This window comes from Yersinia similis (assembly GCF_001053095.1).
Classification (GTDB): Bacteria; Pseudomonadota; Gammaproteobacteria; order Enterobacterales; family Enterobacteriaceae; genus Yersinia; species Yersinia similis.
This window is the reverse complement of the sequence record NZ_CGBP01000016.1, coordinates 87,253-103,704: the sequence shown is the minus strand read 5'-3', so window position 1 is coordinate 103,704 and position 16,452 is coordinate 87,253. Positions and strand designations below refer to the sequence as shown.

The window sequence follows — 16,452 nt, the reverse complement described above, 5'->3', positions numbered from 1 at the left end:
GCTCATTATATCTCTAACAAAGTGTCCGGAATGATTAGACCATTACAACCGGCTTCAATGTCTGCGTAACATCTTCCAGCAATTGACGGCGGGGATCACAACCACCAGCTAACCATGTTCGACATTGGTCACGCCTATCTCTTGCCGCTTTCAGTGTCATATCTGGATAGCGCCCAAGAACTAACCGCTCCAATTTAGACTCTCGCCCACCAAGCCGATAAGTGAACACCCAGCTAATGCTACCTTGCGCGGAAACCTTAGCGCTTAACCCAGCACCATCAGCAAACATTTTGACAGAATCACTATTGATACAATGGAGAGACTTTAATTTTTTATCGCTGAGTTTGTTAGTTCCCGCCATAAACGCCTTCAAAAAGTGATACACCGAGTGATACACCGTTCATTGTATGAACCCGAAAACAGTAAACAACATCAGGTCACACTATCACTCTTAATAATTGATAGTAAAGGGATTATTCAGGAAAATGAGAAGGCATGAAATAGCTTAAAAACCTTGAATAATTTACTTTCTCCGTAAATCATTCACCGGCTGCTTTTGCAAAGCAACCAGGTTTATTTCTGTCCGACGTGGCCACCAGCGGTGACCAATTGCGGAAAACATTGCACCTGCCACCACCACAAATGCACCTGCGTACCCGACAAGGTTGAGGGACGGTGCGGCAAACATATCTGGCCAAGCCAGCGCCAATAAAATTGAAAAAAACAAGGTAAACAATGGCGTCAATGTGATGAGTGCGCTTACCTGCGCTGCTTGCCAGCGCGCCATGGCTTCAGCCAAAGCACCGTAACCTACCAAGGTATTAACACCACAAAACAGTAAACAGGCAAACTGCCACCCGTTAAGCTGAAAAATGACAGCAGGCTTCGCCAGTGGAAACAATGTAATCGCACATAAAGTGTACAGCAATAATAGGATTTGTTGCGATGCCATACGCCTTAATAGCACCTTCTGGGCAACACCATAACTTACCCAGACTACCGCCGCACAGACACCCAATGCAACGCCAAGGGTATAATCCGTCAGACGGGTGAAAATTTCATGTAGGCTGGTGTTAAAAAATAACAATAGGCCACAAATCAGCATACCCGCACCAATCACTTGGGTGATACGCATCCGCTCTTTTAGAACCAGAACACTGGCAACCATCATCCCGACTGGCGAAAGTTGCCCAATGACCTGGGACGTCGTTGGACTTAGATATTGTAATGATGAACTGAAGAAGATGAAATTCCCCAGCAAGCCACAGGTCGCAACGATCAGTAATGCTAGCCAGCGACGTTGGCGAAAAAGTTTAAGAGAGGGAAGCTGACGACGTGAAGCCAGGATAATCCCTAGGCCAATAGCCGCCATCATGAAGCGATACCAGACGATGGTAAACGGCTCCATAACCTCAAGTACTTGCTTCATTGCAATCGGCAAAGCACCCCAGAATACGGCAGTGGTTAGTGCCAGAAAAATACCTAAACCAGCCTGCTGTTTCGTATCCATTTTTTACCAGGTGGGGGTCGAGCCAGAAATGTAAAAAGCCCCGCAACGAAATTGCAGGGCTTACATCTATTTACAGGTCGCGAAAAACTTATTCAGCTTCGATGCTGATAAATTTACGGTTTTTCGGGCCTTTAACTTCGAACTTGACTTTACCGTCAGCCAAAGCAAACAGAGTATGGTCTTTGCCGCAACCTACATTGATGCCTGCATGGAATTTAGTGCCACGCTGACGAACGATGATGCTGCCTGCCAGAACTGCTTCGCCGCCAAAACGTTTTACGCCCAGACGTTTGCTTTCGGAGTCACGACCGTTACGAGTCGAGCCACCAGCCTTTTTATGTGCCATTTATCCGCTCTCCTAAATCTTAAGCGCTGATGCCGGTGATTTTAACATCAGTGAACCACTGACGATGACCTTGCTGCTTACGGTAATGCTTACGACGACGGAATTTAACAATCTTAATCTTCTCGCCGCGACCGTGAGCAATAACTTCAGCTTTGATCTTGCCGCCATCGACTAAAGGAGCGCCGATATTGATTTCTTCACCGTTAGCAATCATCAGAACTTGGTCAAACTCAATTGTTTCACCAGTTGCGATGTCCAGCTTTTCCAAGCGAATGGTCTGACCTTCGCTTACTCGGTGTTGTTTACCACCACTTTGGAAAACCGCGTACATATAAAACTCCGCTTTCCGCGCACTCCACTTTTGTAGTCCAGAGCGCACTATAAATATTCACAATAGGGCGCGAATTCTACGCAAAAATGTAGCGAATGACAAGTATATAATCAGTACGAGAGAAGAAAAAAAGCACAGTTTATTACATCTCATTTATTTGATGCGTTTTTCAAGTACAATCATGGTCTCAGAGAACGTCATGTAATAATGTGAGCGGTAATCTCATCGTAGTTAAAGAGAAAAACAGCTGAATAAAACAATGAACCTAGAAAAGATTATCGAGTTAACCGCGCCGGATATGGCGGCTGTGAATGCAACAATTCTCGACCAATTGAACTCTGATGTTGTTCTTATCAATCAATTGGGTCATTACATTATCAGCGGTGGTGGAAAACGTATTCGCCCAATGATCGCGGTCTTGGTGGCCCGAGCCCTTAACTATCAGGGCAGCAAGCATATCACCGTCGCGGCACTCATCGAGTTTATCCATACTGCGACACTACTACACGATGATGTCGTCGATGAATCCGATATGCGGCGTGGCAAAGCGACCGCCAATGCAGAATTTGGCAACGCTGCCAGTGTGTTGGTCGGCGATTACATTTATACGCGTTCATTCCAGATGATGACAGGGCTGCAATCAATGCGAGTGCTGACATTGATGTCTGAAGCGACAAACGTTATCGCCGAAGGAGAGGTATTACAGTTAATGAACTGTAATAACCCGGACATCACTGAAGAAAACTATATGCAGGTCATTTACAGCAAAACAGCACGCTTATTCGAGGCCGCTGCACAATCTGCCGCAATATTATCAGATGCCAGCGAAGAGCAGGAACTGGCATTACAGAACTATGGTCGTTATCTGGGGACTGCCTTCCAGCTGATTGATGACCTGCTGGATTACAGCGCAGATGGTTCCACGTTAGGCAAAAATACGGGGGATGACCTGAATGAAGGTAAACCGACGTTGCCACTGCTGCATGCCATGCATAATGGCACGCCAGAACAAGCGGCAATGATCCGGCAAGCGATTGAACAGGGGAGTGGCCGTCATTTACTTGAACCTGTGCTGGCTACCATGGAGCAGTGTGGCTCTCTGGTATATACCCGCCAGCGTGCCGAAGAAGAAGCAGACAAAGCTATTGCCGCATTACACACTTTACCTGAAAGTGATTATCGTCTGGCTCTTGAAGGCTTGGCGCATATCTCGGTGCAACGCAGTTTTTGATTATGCTTTTGTGGAAATTATTCAGAAACCCGGATTCACCATCCGGGTTTACTCCATTAATGAGTAAGCGCGGTCATATCCTATCTTTACCCACGGATTAATCCATTTCCAAACGTTCGATAAGGCTTTTAGCCCCTTCACGGAAAATAAAGCTGATGACCTGTTCCCGTTCAGTCTCTGTAAAACGATAGTAAGCTTCAACCCATAGGGCTAACGGATCCTGCCGTGTCGTGGCATATTGAGCAGGCTCTTCTCTGAGTTGTAATGAATTCAGGATCGTGATTGGTAAACTGCCAATATGGTATTCAACTGCCTTTCCCTGAACTCCCCGGCGGCGACGTTGCTCCCATCCCTCACGTTTAGCCATGAGGTTTATTCCTTGTGGTGATGAAGGTAGTCCCTCAAGACCTGCCAATTCCTTAGCGGCAAACCACTCTTTTTTCATGGCGTTGCTTCCTACTATGCGTTGAGACACAAAAAAGAAATTTTTAGAAAACATTTAAATTTTTTGGGAAAATAAATGATATTATCTTTCTAAATGATTGTTTTTTGTTCACTGTATAATTAACGATGTACCGTTATTTATATCACTAACACGTCAGCAGCTTAGAAAAAAAAAGGATTAAAGATGATTTTAAGGAAATCTGATTGGCATCCAGCCGACATCATTGCTGCACTACGTAAGAAAGGTACCACTCTGGCAGCCCTTTCCCGCAAGGCAGGATTAAGCTCCTCCACGCTCGCCAATGCATTGACTCGACCCTGGCCGAAAGGTGAGTGGCTGATTGCAGAGTGTCTGGATATTCATCCTTCGGAGATCTGGCCAACGCGTTATTTTGACCCCAAGACAGGGAATCTCCTTGATCGCAAAGTAAGGATACGACCAACCCCAACACAGCCATAAAAAACCCCATCAGCTTACCGCTCACAGGGTGGGAGTGATCTTCTTATTACTCTGCCGATAAGTCTCACGACTGCGGGTAGTATCATTATAATATCAGGGGCTACAGTTCGTACTCTTTCAGTTAGCCCCTGTTTGTCTCTATACCCAAAGTCATTGGCGTTGCAAGTAGGAAGCCAGTAAACGAAAAATGGTTATCAACCATTCAGACTGCTGACAAACCCCGATGACTCGATCTTGAACGGTGAGGATAGGCAGAAGAGTAAAGAGTCCGCGCCTGGGGGCGCGGCTCGAGCCCCCAGGGAAGACTATTTTTATACAGGGAAGCCGGCGTCTTTACGATCTGCCTGTTCTCTCCGTCGCGGGCACTTTGTCAATAACCTCAGGCTCATCGTCCCGATGAGCCTATTTATCTAAGGTCAACGACAGTAAGCGATTCGGGTGACAACTGTTATTGACACTTAGCCCCGGGAGCAGATTTGAACACTGCTCGCAGAACCGAGGCCCATGGATGGGCCGAGTAACACGCGCAGCTAACCCCCTGCAACGTCAAGGCCGAAGAGAATATTATTGATTAACGAACTTCTCACCTAACTCGATATCTTTGTGTAAAACATCAAGCATATTTTCCAGCGCTTGTTGCTCAAAAGCACTCAGCTTACCGATATCTTTACGTTCAGCGACACCGTTTTTACCCAGTAGAATAGGCTGAGCAAAGAAGCGGGCATATTTGCCATCGCCTTCAACATAAGAGCATTCAACAACATTGCTTTCACCTTGCAGAGCGCGTACTAGAGAAAGGCCAAAACGTGCCGCAGCTTGCCCCATAGAAAGAGTCGCGGACCCACCACCGGCTTTCGCTTCTACAACCTCGGTACCTGCGTTCTGGATACGTTTGGTCAAATCTGCAACTTCTTGTTCTGTGAAGCTAACGCCAGGGATCTGTGATAGCAATGGCAAGATAGTCACACCAGAGTGGCCACCAATAACCGGCACTTCGATATCCTGTGGATGCTTACCTTTTAATTCGGCAACAAAGGTATTTGAGCGAATGGCATCCAAAGTGGTAATACCAAACAGCTTATTCTTGTCATAAACGCCTGCTTTTTTTAGCACTTCAGCAGCAATAGCGACGGTCGTGTTGACTGGGTTAGTGATGATACCAATCAATGCGTTCGGGCAAGTACGCGCAATTTGCTCAACCAGATTACGAACAATGCCCGCATTGACGTTGAACAGATCTGAACGATCCATACCAGGTTTACGCGCGACACCAGCAGAAATCAGCACAATATCTGCCCCTTGAAGGGCTGGTGTAGCATCTTCGCCGCTGAAGCCTTTAATATTAACGGCTGTAGGGATATGGCTCAGATCGACAGCAACACCAGGCGTTACTGGCGCGATATCATATAAAGAGAGGTCTGAACCTGAAGGAAGCTGGGTCTTGAGTAGAAGAGCGAGGGCTTGTCCAATCCCACCAGCGGCGCCGAGAACTGCAACTTTCATCCTATACTCCTTATTATATTTAATTTAAATTTGCCGTGAATTCATCTAGTTATGCACCTTAATTTATTGTGATTTTAAACACAATAAATTAACAGCTAGAGTGAGATATCACGCATCAAAAAGGTGCATAACATTCGTACATTTTAGATTAAATCGCTTACTCATTAATGAGATAGCGCACATTATTCTAATATTTACAAATATATTTATGGCAAGTTAACCGGTGGTTACATTACACCCTTCCGTTACATCAGAACAACATCATTTTAATAACATTCTCATTACTATCGCAGAATAAGCATGAAAAGTGATTTAGCATAATTGTGACAAAAAAGTGATATTAAAATTTTACTGTGCCTTGGTATCAGTGCTTTTCCAGACAATGCCTTACTGCCATGTTGAATAAAAATTCATTTATATGCATAATAATCTTATTCCTTTTTACTGCTCAAGGCATAACAGATGCGCAATCCCGCAAAGCAAGAAGATCTTATCAAGGCGTTTAAAGCGTTATTGAAAGAAGAGAAGTTTAGTTCTCAAGGCGAGATCGTTTTGGCCTTGCAGGAAGAAGGCTTTGAAAACATTAATCAATCCAAGGTTTCCCGGATGCTGACAAAGTTTGGTGCTGTCAGAACGCGTAATGCCAAAATGGAGATGGTTTACTGTTTACCTGCAGAGCTGGGTGTACCGACCACCAGCAGCCCACTCAAGAATCTGGTACTGGATGTGGATTATAATGATTCGGTCGTTGTCATTAATACCAGCCCAGGTGCGGCTCAACTGATAGCTCGCTTGCTGGATTCATTAGGTAAAGCAGAAGGTATCTTAGGTAGTATTGCTGGTGATGATACTATTTTCACCACGCCTGCCAGAGGTTTTACCGTTAAGCAACTGCACGAAGCCATTCTTGGGCTATTCGAACAGGAGCTTTAACCCCCCTCCTTAAACACCGAGCAATATAAAGATGCGGCCTTATGTGCCGCATCAGACTGCTGACAAAGTCAATTGAAGGGGAAACGTGCCGTTGGGGTCGTAGCGACATAAGTCGCCGGAGTGCCCTTATATCTAGGTGCGGTACCTCTTCGATCACCGAGCTAGAATCATCAACAGCCAATGCCCCATTTACAGGGGCATATTTTCAAGATGAGGATTTGTATCCTTCGTTGTCATTCCCAGCACACTCCCCCCACGTACCGAGGATCTTTTATCCAGACTAATCCAACAATGCCGTTACTTGTTCTGCTTTTTTACCCAATGCACTAAGCAATTTATCGTGAATCCCGCCGAACCCACCGTTGCTCATCACCAGAATATGGTCACCAGACTGTGCTGTCTTCACAATCATATCGACTAACTGGTCGATATCAGCACTCCAATACGCTGGCTGGATACATGCTTCAGCCACTTCAACCACTTGCCAAGGAATGTGCTGCGGCTGGAACAGAAATACTTCATCCGCGCGGCCTAATGAAGGTGCCAGCTCATTTTTGCATAGCCCCAGCTTCATCGTATTAGAGCGTGGCTCCAGTACGGCCAGAATCCGTGCTGTTCCACCGACTTTACTGCGCAGAGCCGCCAGCGTGGCAAGAATAGCAGTAGGATGATGAGCAAAATCATCATAAACAGTGACACCGTGCGCTTCTCCACGTAGTTCCAACCGGCGGGAGGCATTAATAAAATCCCCTAATGCCCGGCAAGCATCGGCTGGTAGTACGCCAACATGGCGGGCGGCCGCAATCGCCATCAGGCCATTATGCATATTGTGCTCACCCACCAATGACCAGTTCACTTCGCCGACCACATTATTATCGAGTAAAACCTCATAAACACTGGCATCGGTAGACACTTTACGGGCAAGCCAACTGCCGGTTTCACCCACCAGCTCTTGCTCACTCCAGCAGCCCATCGCCATCACTTGCTTCAGATTATTATCATTATCCGGCAAAATAATCTTACCCTTCCCTGGCACCAAACGGACCAGATGATGGAATTGCTTTTGAATCGCCTTAATATCATCAAAAATATCAGCATGATCGAACTCAAGATTATTCATGATCAGAGTGCGTGGGCTGTAATGAACGAATTTAGAGCGCTTATCAAAGAAGGCACAATCATATTCATCCGCTTCAATCACAAAAAATGGGCTATTACCTAAGCGGGCAGAGACATCGAAATTACCCGGTACCCCACCGATCACGAAACCTGGCTCATAACCGCAGGCTTCGAGGATCCAAGACAGCATTCCAGCTGTTGTCGTCTTGCCATGAGTCCCTGCGACCGCCAACACCCAGCGTTCGGGGAGCACATGGTCATGCAACCACTGTGGGCCTGAAACATATGGAATGCCTTGCTCCAATACCGCTTCTACACACGGATTACCGCGAGTCATCGCATTACCGATAATCACCAGGTCCGGTATTGGATTAAGTTGGGCCGGATCATAGCCCTGAGTTAAGTTAATCCCTTGATTTTCAAGCAAAGTACTCATTGGTGGATACACGTTAGCATCCGCTCCGGTCACTTCATGCCCGAGTGAACGAGCGATCATCGCCAAGCCCCCCATAAAAGTGCCGCAGATACCTAAGATGTGAATGCGCATAAATCTTCCGTATTAATAAGCTTAAAATTTGTAGCCATTCTACCGCTCAGAATCAAAGAGAAGAAATGGAATTGCCTATGAATCAATCTTACCTTTGGGCTACACTGCTGACATTAGCTGTGTTGTGTATTAATAAATCGATATTTAACCGTAGATTCAGGGATTGTGTCATGAAAACGTTAGGCGAATTCATCGTCGAGAAACAGCTCGATTTCTCTCACGCCACTGGCGAATTAACTGCATTACTTTCAGCAATCAAACTCGGCGCAAAGATCATTCACCGCGATATCAACAAAGCAGGTCTGGTTGATATCTTAGGTGCCAGCGGCGTTTCCAATATTCAGGGCGAGGACCAGATGAAACTGGATCTGTTCGCCAATGAAAAGTTGAAGGCCGCCCTTAAAGCACGTGGTGAAGTTGCCGGTATAGCCTCCGAAGAAGAAGATGATATTGTCATTTTTGATGGCGGAAGAGCAGAAAATGCCAAGTATGTCGTTTTGATGGATCCACTGGATGGTTCTTCAAATATTGATGTGAATGTTTCTGTTGGCACAATTTTCTCAATTTATCGTCGTATTACGCCATTTGGGACACCAATCACTGAAGAAGACTTCCTGCAACCGGGTACCAAACAAGTCGCGGCAGGCTATGTTGTTTACGGTTCCTCAACCATGTTGGTCTATACCACGGGTTACGGTGTCCATGCCTTTACCTACGATCCTTCTCTGGGGGTTTTCTGTTTATCCCACGAAAAAGTTCGCTATCCTGCAACCGGTTGCATGTATTCCATCAACGAAGGGAATTACATTAAATTCCCTCTGGGTGTAAAAAAATACATCAAGTATTGCCAGGAGCAAGATGAAGCTACTAAGCGCCCATATACCTCCCGTTATATTGGTTCATTAGTTGCTGATTTTCATCGTAACCTGTTGAAGGGCGGTATTTATATTTACCCAAGCACCGCCAGCCATCCTCAAGGGAAACTGCGTTTGTTGTATGAGTGCAACCCAATGGCCTTCCTCGCAGAGCAAGCCGGTGGTAAAGCCACCGATGGGGTGAACCGTATCCTGGACATCGTGCCAGAGAAACTGCATCAACGCGCACCGTTCTTCGTGGGAACAAAATCCATGGTGGAAGATGCGGAAGGGTTTATCGCTAAATTCCCAGATGAAGAAGCCAAGTAACTGGCAGTAATGCAGTCGCTCCCTTCAAAAATAAGATAACAGCGGCCTTTTAAGCCGCTGTTTTTTATTTCTAACGGAATAAAATAGCCCTACCTCAGGCTATCTCAACGTAATCTGACGATGAAAAGGACAGGAATTCATAAAAGACTTGGCTATAATAGCCAGCACTCCATTTCTGGTTTGATAAAAGGAAACCGACATGAGCTTGAACCAAGTACCCGCAGGTAAAGACCTGCCAGAAGATATCTATGTTGTGATCGAAATCCCTGCCAATGCCGATCCTATTAAATATGAAATCGACAAAGAAACTGGCTCTCTGTTTGTAGACCGTTTTATGTCCACTGCCATGTTCTACCCATGCAACTACGGTTACATCAATAACACCTTGTCATTAGATGGCGATCCGGTTGATGTGCTGGTACCAACACCATATCCGTTACAGCCGGGTTCAGTCATTCGCTGCCGCCCGGTTGGCGTATTGAAAATGACCGACGAAGCAGGCGAAGATGCCAAACTGGTTGCAGTCCCACACAGCAAGCTGACCAAAGAATACGATCACGTTAAAGATGTGCAGGATCTGCCTGAATTGCTGAAAGCACAGATCAAACACTTCTTTGAGCATTACAAAGATCTGGAAACAGGCAAGTGGGTGAAAGTTGACGGCTGGGAAGATGCCGCAGCAGCCAAAGCTGAAATCCTTTCTTCTTTCGAGCGTGCTAAGAAATAGTTCTGCGTATCGCCTATAAAAAAACACCGCCTATCGTGAACAGGCCCCAAAATAGGGCCGTTTACCTTGTGCGGTGTTTTTTTGTTACTGCTTACCTTGTTTGTTACTGCTTACTTTTTACGGCTTATCAATCTCTTCATGGCGCTTTAGCCAGTCTCCGCTGTAAATGCGCGATAAACCCTCTGTCGGCAAGCGATACAGATATATCCAGGCACTGCCATACGGCGTCTTGATCAACTCACGTCGATAGTCCTTCGTATTGCTTTTAAGTTCATCTAACTCATTCATAATCGAAGAATTGATCCGATAAACTTCACAATGCACAGTGCCGTCTCCGGGGATAACCGCCGGATAATGGCCTAAATTGTACATTTCATAGCCTTCAAGGTCATGTTCACCCAGTAACTGAGCGTCCGTCATCCAATGACTATTACCTTGTTTGCGCCGTAAACTGCCGTAAACAATAATTCGCATGGTTAAAACTCAAACTGATAAAGCAAATCTAATGCCTGATCAATACCAGACACCGCTTCCAGATACAACCTGGGCATCAACCGATAACGTAACGTTAACGTAGCCAGTGAGTCAAATATACCCACACCATATTTTATTTGCAGGTCTTTGGTGACGTAACCACTCACGACCACTTGTGAGCTATCACCGACCCCTTGAGTATCTAATGCCAAATTACTGACACCAAATGCCTCGCCGATTTTGCCCACCAATTTACCACTTTGTGCAACCCCCATGCCGATCAACATTGAGGTCATCATACTGCTGTCAGCCCCCGAATTTCCTAGCCCCTGGCCGCGTAGCAGATAAGACAAGGCCTCCTGCTGGGACATCACCGGATCAGAGAATACCTCCATGCGCGGGGAATCTGCCATCCCCGTAACACGTACTCCGGCAATAACACCATTAGCGGTAGAATCAGGATTTCGGATCGCTTCAATATTAAGTAGCGGCTGATCTGGTGGGCCAGAGAACAGCAATACTCCTTTGTTGACGATGAGGTCCTGACCATAAGCGCGGAAACTCCCGGTCGGAATATTAATTTGCCCATTCAGCCCTAACCCACGCTGATCCTGCATCATTCTCAAATCGCCTTGCAAGCGGGCTTTCAGGCCAAATGCATTCAAACGGACATCGTTACCGATCCGAATAACCAAATTACTGCTGATCGGAATACCGGCGCTCCGTGGTGCGATAGGTTGCAACTGATTATTGAGCATAACCTCATTCGGGGAAACGCCAACGGCCGTTTCGGGCACTTCCTGCACGGTGATGCGCGCCCAAGGAATATCGACCGAGCCGTTGAGCGTAAATAACTGCGGCGTTGCTTCGAAAACAATATCCGGTGAAACATCGACTCGCACCGTAGGTGGGATCGTAACCCGTAACTTGTTGCCTTTGGCCGCAATTCTGGCGCGCCAGGCGCTAATATCACGCCAGTCTGCATCGCCGGAAAGATTCAATTGCCCTTGAGAAGTCCGTATCAAACCCTCTAGCGTTGATGTCATGCCATCAAAATTCATCGCCAAACGCCCTTCGGTAATATCGAATGGCATCCAACTGCCATCGATATCCACCTTATCCAGCGCCAGACGGCCATAGACGAGCGGGTTTTTTGCATTCCCTGCCAAACGCAGATTCGCATTCAATATGCCAGCCGCTTTTTCACCGTCATTCAGAATCGGGTTAATCATCGCCAGAGAGAGATTACTTATTGCTACATTGCCGGATAAGTTGCGCCGCCCTTCTGGGTCTGCAACTTGCACCTGCCCAGAGAACTGCCCGTTATTGACGAGCTTGACCAACCAGTCGGCACGCACTTGCCCACTCGCCAGCCCCCCAGTCAGATTCAGGGTTTCAAAGACAATCGGCAGTGGGCTGCCCTGCACCATTTGTTGTACTTTCACCCCATTACCACTGAGTGATACCCGCACATCAGGTAAATTACCGCCCTCTTTCCAACTGACATCTGCCCGGCCAGTAAACACACCGTTCATGGTGGTATCCGGGCCGAGGAACGGTTTGATCATCGCTAAATCAAAGCGGTTGAGTACCACACTTGCCTGCCCACTGGGGCCTGCTTCAATTGGCCGGGGTACACAAAGTTCAGCATTTGGGTTAAGCCAACAATGGGGGCCGATGGTGACCCGCCGAGCGTTGTCCTGATAATCCAATGTCATTGCACGACTTAAACGCCATTCCCCCACGGGGGTATCAAAGCGAGTGTTATTGAGAGTACCGCGCCAACGCTGTTGTTGCTTGTCGAAGCTGCCCTCCAGAGACAATTGGCCGGAAACAGGATCCCCTTGCATATTCAGACGCAACTGATGCTGTTTTTCACTGCCACGGGCATCCAAAGTCAACAAGCTGATCACAAAGTCCGCTTGCTGAAGCTGTTCGACTCTGACTGCCAGTTGGCCTTGAATTTGATCCGTCGAGCGGACATCGCCATCCACTTTAATACGATTGATGTGCAATTCTTGCCATTGCAGGCGGTTAGCCGTGAGATCAGCCAGCAGTTGCGGCGTTTTCAGGTTACCGCGTAATTTCAGCGATCCTTTCACTACGCCACCCAACCCTGGCAACGCGCCATCAAGTTGTGGCGCATCGACATTAGCATCCAACAGCCAGTTGTCGTTCAACTCCCCTTTCACATCAAGCTTATTACGGCCCAACGCCAGATCGATGCCAGGGATATGCCACTGCCCCGCCGCATTACCGGTCAGAGACCCACGTGCAGTCACGCGGTTCTGTTTCACATTGCCATCGAGTACCAGTTCCGGCACCTGTAATTGCCAGCTACCACCATGAATACTGCCTCTGGTGACAATCTTACCATCCAATTTTGCTGGCCATTCAGGCCACTGTTTGGCCGTATTGATGCCCGATAAGGTGAGTACCGAATTCCAACTGATCGCTTGATGCCAATCCACCACCCCAGTCAGATCTGTGTGACCTTGCAGTGCCGCCAGACGTAAACGCGTCAGATTAAATTGCTCAACATTGCCTTTACCATCCAGCGTGAATACCGCTGGCGGTAGATCAGTACCTTTGATATCAGAACGGATCGAGAGCGCATAATCCGTCGCTTGCCCATTGAGGCGCATCCTGAGGTTATTAATTTGATATTGAGGCTCGCCAGTCAACGGCCAGCGCAGTTGTTTGCTTTGCAGAGTCAGCGACAACGGCAAGCCCGCCTCTGCCAGTGACGTTTCGGTCTCCAGTTGCGCACTGACCGGCCCTGACAGATTGAGCGTGACTTTGAGTTCCTCACGCAGCGCCCCACCGACAGTCAATTTCACTTTTTCGCCTTTCAGCGAGTCCATGTTCAACGCACTATTGACCACCAGACCCAGCGGCCACTTATCTGCCAGTGTCGCTTGGCCCTGCGCCGACAGCCCGCCCTGTGGCGATTTAATCTCTAGCGTATCCAGTGTTATCCGTTGATTTTTTGTACTGGCGCGCAGTAACAAACTGCTGATAAGCACCTCGTTATCCCCGGTCAACCTAAGCTGCTGCCCTGAGATATCTTCAATCTGCAAATCCAGTGGTAAGCGGAAGTCCGGCAACACAGGTAGCAACGGTTTGGCAAATAGCGCTTTTAAACTTTCACCCAGTGGGGTCGCCACTTCCCCAGGTGCAGTAGCTGATTGGGCCGGATCAGCGGCTGATTGTCCAGACGTAGTGAGGGGTTCAGGAGCCGCTGATAATTGCGCAACCGCCTCTTTGGCAGCAATGGCAGTTTCAACCGCAGGCTGCATTGCATCGGGAACCCCAGTTGGCACCGTTTTGGGTAACGCGATCAATAACCCGTTGATTTTTGTCGGCATCAAAGCCAGTGAACGTTGCTTCCAATGTGCACCAGTACGAAACTCATTCAGCGAAATAGCCGTGTCATCAATGGTCACTTTGACATTATTCAGTGACAGCAAACGTAAGAAAATCGGATATGGGGTACTCAGTTCCCCCATGGGTTCAGTACTGGCTGGCGTGGGTGCCGCAGGCGGCATCGCTTTAGTATCCACTACAACATCAATATTTTCTGCTGTCAGTGCGTTAACACATAACTCACTATTCTTCAGACAAGAGAGCTGCAATGACAGATAAAATTGCCCAGCTTTGACTGTAACGCCGGGCATTTGATACTGAATGCCCGTTAAGGTGAGGCCACGCCAGCCACCACTGACATTGGCAATATCAAGCCCAGGTACCCAGCGGGCGGCGCTGTTGATTAAAAAATGCAACCCACTGGTCGTACCGAGTAACCCACCCAGAGCACCGACCAATAGCAGGATAATCAGCAAGAATGCAATACTGAGTCTCTTTACCCACTTCATAGTTCAGGCCCCAAACCGATGTAAAATTGCACGCCATGTGTCTCGTTATCGCCCACTGGTGTCGCGATATCCAGCTTGATCGGGCCAACGGGTGACGCCCAACGCACCCCGACACCCGCCCCTGTTTTTAAGTCACTCTTGCTGAGATTGTTCACCGCCTCACCCGAATCGACGAAGACGGCACCCCACCACCTGCCAGTGAGATTATATTGATACTCAAGAGAGCCCGTTGCCAGTTTGGAAGCACCGGTTAATTTGCCGTCACTATCGCGAGGCGAAATATTACGGAATTTATAGCCACGAATACTGCGGTCGCCCCCGGCGAAGAAACGCAGTGATGGTGGAACACGGTCAAAATTATTGGTTTCTATCCACCCCAGATTGCCGCGCACCACAAAACGATTTTTCTCACCTAAGGTCCGGATCCACACGTTCTGCGCCTGGAAGATGCCAAAATCAACATCCGAACCCCAAGTCGTATCAGACACATCAATCGAATAGCGCTGGCTATCACCCCAGACCGGCATCGCCCCACCACGTTGACGGGTACGGTTAATACTCACCCCCGGATACAGCAACATCGTGGTATCCGTTACACGACCTTGGGTAAAGTGATCGAGACTCCAACGCAGGTTAACCGCCCTTTGCCAGCCGCTGGAGAGATCCCAAAAACGTGCAACGTTCAAGGTCGTGGTATCTGAATTGGTGTCGTTTAGATCGGTACGTCTAAATCCCCCCTGTATCAGGTAATACTGCTCAAGGGGATTTTTCAATAAGGGGATACGGTAGCTGAAATCCAGTGTCTGCTCAGGTGCCGAGAGCGCGGTACTGGTGGTTAAGCTATGCCCGAAGGAGTTCATCCAAGGCTTACGCCAACTGGCGGTCAGACGCGGACCGACATCGGTGGCATAACCGCCCCCCAGCTCGACGGTATTCTCAGTACGTGGGGTAACGACCGCATCAAGCGGTAAAACTTTGCTCTCTTTGGCATCTTGGAAATCCGGCGAAACAACCACCGAGTTAAACCAGTTGGTGGCTGCCAAACGGCGGTTCAGCTCGGCCAGTTCATCAGAGGTATAAAATTCCCCCTCATGGAACGGCACTAAATTTTGCAGATAATCTTCTCGGATTTGTGAACCTTGGAAAATAACCTTACCAAAACGGTAACGTTGCCCACTGTCGAAATCAATATCCCAGAACGCCTCGTGTAATTGAGCGGCAACGCCGAGTTGGCTTTTGATCATATTGGCGTCGAAATAGCCCCGGCGTAGCGCTAAACCAGTAAGAGAACTGGTGAAATCATCGAAATCGCCGTGGTTGAGGACCGAGCCAATTTTCGGGGTATCGCGACGAACGAGTGCCTGATAGTCAGGATCCGTTTTCGCACCGCCTTGCAGTACGATATCAACACCAGCAATCAATACCGGTTCGCCAGGAACCACTTTTGCAATTAACACTGAACGTGCAGGTGCCGGGCGACTTTGTAATTCAAACGTGATGGTGGGATCGTAATAGCCTAATGCTCGTAGCCCCTGCCGAATGGCTTCATCGACCCGTGAACGAAAACGGCCATCAGCGGTAACTTCATCAGTGCCAATTGTGGACAAACGTGCCCTGACGTTTCTTTCTAAATCACCGCTAAGACCTTCAACCTGTAGCCGCACATTGGCAGCATAGGCGATAGGTGTGGCGAGCAATAGACACACAAAACACAGAATAGGGTATCGTAGCACGCGTACTCCTGATTAATTTTACGTTCCTGTCAAAA

General features: G+C 47.9%; 14 protein-coding genes and 1 pseudogene. 5 read left to right on the top strand and 10 right to left on the bottom strand.

Annotated features, from left to right (window positions below):
• Window positions 1–40: 40 nt before the first annotated feature.
• The 4 genes and pseudogenes from AC971_RS13240 to rplU all read right to left on the bottom strand — a co-directional run.
• Window positions 41–361: pseudogene (locus AC971_RS13240) on the bottom strand (Arm DNA-binding domain-containing protein); the annotation flags it as partial.
• Window positions 362–523: 162 nt separating this feature from the next.
• Window positions 524–1,510, bottom strand: a complete 987-nt coding sequence (locus AC971_RS13235) for a DMT family transporter (protein WP_025382401.1) — start codon at window positions 1,508–1,510, stop codon at window positions 524–526.
• 88 nt (window positions 1,511–1,598) lie between these two features.
• Window positions 1,599–1,856: a 50S ribosomal protein L27 gene (rpmA, locus tag AC971_RS13230; RefSeq protein WP_002210179.1), complete on the bottom strand. Its 258-nt coding sequence runs from the start codon at window positions 1,854–1,856 to the stop codon at window positions 1,599–1,601.
• Window positions 1,857–1,875: 19 nt separating this feature from the next.
• Entirely contained in the window at window positions 1,876–2,187 is a 312-nt protein-coding gene (rplU, locus tag AC971_RS13225; protein ID WP_025382400.1) for a 50S ribosomal protein L21, read from the bottom strand.
• A gap of 259 nt (window positions 2,188–2,446) precedes the next feature.
• Here rplU and ispB point away from each other — a divergent pair, with 259 nt between their 5' ends.
• Window positions 2,447–3,418 (top strand): octaprenyl diphosphate synthase, encoded by a 972-nt coding sequence (ispB, locus tag AC971_RS13220; RefSeq protein WP_025382399.1) that lies wholly within the window; start codon window positions 2,447–2,449, stop codon window positions 3,416–3,418.
• Between the two features lie 97 nt (window positions 3,419–3,515).
• Here the strand turns inward: ispB and AC971_RS13215 are convergent, their stop codons facing one another.
• Window positions 3,516–3,863, bottom strand: a complete 348-nt coding sequence (locus AC971_RS13215; RefSeq protein WP_025382398.1) for a DNA-binding protein — start codon at window positions 3,861–3,863, stop codon at window positions 3,516–3,518.
• Window positions 3,864–4,046: 183 nt separating this feature from the next.
• Here AC971_RS13215 and AC971_RS13210 point away from each other — a divergent pair, with 183 nt between their 5' ends.
• The gene (locus tag AC971_RS13210) at window positions 4,047–4,322 is read left to right on the top strand and encodes a helix-turn-helix domain-containing protein (protein ID WP_025382397.1); all 276 of its coding nucleotides are present in this window, start codon (window positions 4,047–4,049) and stop codon (window positions 4,320–4,322) included.
• 564 nt (window positions 4,323–4,886) lie between these two features.
• Here AC971_RS13210 and mdh read toward each other — a convergent pair.
• The gene (gene mdh / locus AC971_RS13205; RefSeq protein ID WP_025382396.1) at window positions 4,887–5,825 is read right to left on the bottom strand and encodes a malate dehydrogenase; all 939 of its coding nucleotides are present in this window, start codon (window positions 5,823–5,825) and stop codon (window positions 4,887–4,889) included.
• Window positions 5,826–6,287: 462 nt separating this feature from the next.
• Between mdh and argR the strand changes: the two genes are divergently transcribed.
• On the top strand, window positions 6,288–6,758 hold the full coding sequence (argR, locus tag AC971_RS13200; RefSeq protein WP_004707043.1) for a transcriptional regulator ArgR: 471 nt from the start codon (window positions 6,288–6,290) through the stop codon (window positions 6,756–6,758).
• A gap of 280 nt (window positions 6,759–7,038) precedes the next feature.
• Here argR and mpl read toward each other — a convergent pair whose 3' ends face one another.
• A complete protein-coding gene (gene mpl / locus AC971_RS13195) occupies window positions 7,039–8,424 on the bottom strand; it encodes a UDP-N-acetylmuramate:L-alanyl-gamma-D-glutamyl-meso-diaminopimelate ligase (RefSeq protein ID WP_025382395.1) in 1,386 nt (461 codons plus the stop codon).
• A 170-nt stretch (window positions 8,425–8,594) separates the two neighbouring features.
• Here mpl and fbp point away from each other — a divergent pair, with 170 nt between their 5' ends.
• A complete protein-coding gene (gene fbp, locus AC971_RS13190; RefSeq protein WP_011191626.1) occupies window positions 8,595–9,608 on the top strand; it encodes a class 1 fructose-bisphosphatase in 1,014 nt (337 codons plus the stop codon).
• Window positions 9,609–9,807: 199 nt separating this feature from the next.
• Window positions 9,808–10,335: an inorganic diphosphatase gene (gene ppa / locus AC971_RS13185; RefSeq protein WP_002210169.1), complete on the top strand. Its 528-nt coding sequence runs from the start codon at window positions 9,808–9,810 to the stop codon at window positions 10,333–10,335.
• A gap of 117 nt (window positions 10,336–10,452) precedes the next feature.
• Here the strand turns inward: ppa and AC971_RS13180 are convergent, their stop codons facing one another.
• Genes AC971_RS13180 through tamA form a run of 3 tightly spaced genes read right to left on the bottom strand, consistent with a single transcriptional unit; the run spans window position 10,453 to window position 16,417 of the window.
• A complete protein-coding gene (locus AC971_RS13180) occupies window positions 10,453–10,809 on the bottom strand; it encodes a gamma-glutamylcyclotransferase family protein (protein ID WP_025382394.1) in 357 nt (118 codons plus the stop codon).
• A gap of 2 nt (window positions 10,810–10,811) precedes the next feature.
• The gene (tamB, locus tag AC971_RS13175; protein WP_025382393.1) at window positions 10,812–14,684 is read right to left on the bottom strand and encodes an autotransporter assembly complex protein TamB; all 3,873 of its coding nucleotides are present in this window, start codon (window positions 14,682–14,684) and stop codon (window positions 10,812–10,814) included.
• Window positions 14,681–16,417, bottom strand: coding sequence for an autotransporter assembly complex protein TamA (gene tamA, locus AC971_RS13170; protein ID WP_025382392.1), 1,737 nt, complete (start codon window positions 16,415–16,417; stop codon window positions 14,681–14,683). The genes tamB and tamA overlap by 4 nt, the downstream gene beginning before the upstream one ends.
• Between the last annotated feature and the right edge of the window lie 35 nt (window positions 16,418–16,452).

Excerpts from the sequence above, each read along its gene's own strand:
- AC971_RS13235 (WP_025382401.1), bottom strand. The coding sequence starts at position 1,510 with ATGGATACGAAACAGCAGGCTGGTTTAGGTATTTTTCTGGCACTAACC.
- rpmA (WP_002210179.1), bottom strand. The coding sequence starts at position 1,856 with ATGGCACATAAAAAGGCTGGTGGCTCGACTCGTAACGGTCGTGACTCC.
- rplU (WP_025382400.1), bottom strand. The coding sequence starts at position 2,187 with ATGTACGCGGTTTTCCAAAGTGGTGGTAAACAACACCGAGTAAGCGAA.
- ispB (WP_025382399.1), top strand. The coding sequence starts at position 2,447 with ATGAACCTAGAAAAGATTATCGAGTTAACCGCGCCGGATATGGCGGCT.
- AC971_RS13215 (WP_025382398.1), bottom strand. The coding sequence starts at position 3,863 with ATGAAAAAAGAGTGGTTTGCCGCTAAGGAATTGGCAGGTCTTGAGGGA.
- AC971_RS13210 (WP_025382397.1), top strand. The coding sequence starts at position 4,047 with ATGATTTTAAGGAAATCTGATTGGCATCCAGCCGACATCATTGCTGCA.
- mdh (WP_025382396.1), bottom strand. The coding sequence starts at position 5,825 with ATGAAAGTTGCAGTTCTCGGCGCCGCTGGTGGGATTGGACAAGCCCTC.
- argR (WP_004707043.1), top strand. The coding sequence starts at position 6,288 with ATGCGCAATCCCGCAAAGCAAGAAGATCTTATCAAGGCGTTTAAAGCG.
- mpl (WP_025382395.1), bottom strand. The coding sequence starts at position 8,424 with ATGCGCATTCACATCTTAGGTATCTGCGGCACTTTTATGGGGGGCTTG.
- fbp (WP_011191626.1), top strand. The coding sequence starts at position 8,595 with ATGAAAACGTTAGGCGAATTCATCGTCGAGAAACAGCTCGATTTCTCT.
- ppa (WP_002210169.1), top strand. The coding sequence starts at position 9,808 with ATGAGCTTGAACCAAGTACCCGCAGGTAAAGACCTGCCAGAAGATATC.
- AC971_RS13180 (WP_025382394.1), bottom strand. The coding sequence starts at position 10,809 with ATGCGAATTATTGTTTACGGCAGTTTACGGCGCAAACAAGGTAATAGT.
- tamB (WP_025382393.1), bottom strand. The coding sequence starts at position 14,684 with ATGAAGTGGGTAAAGAGACTCAGTATTGCATTCTTGCTGATTATCCTG.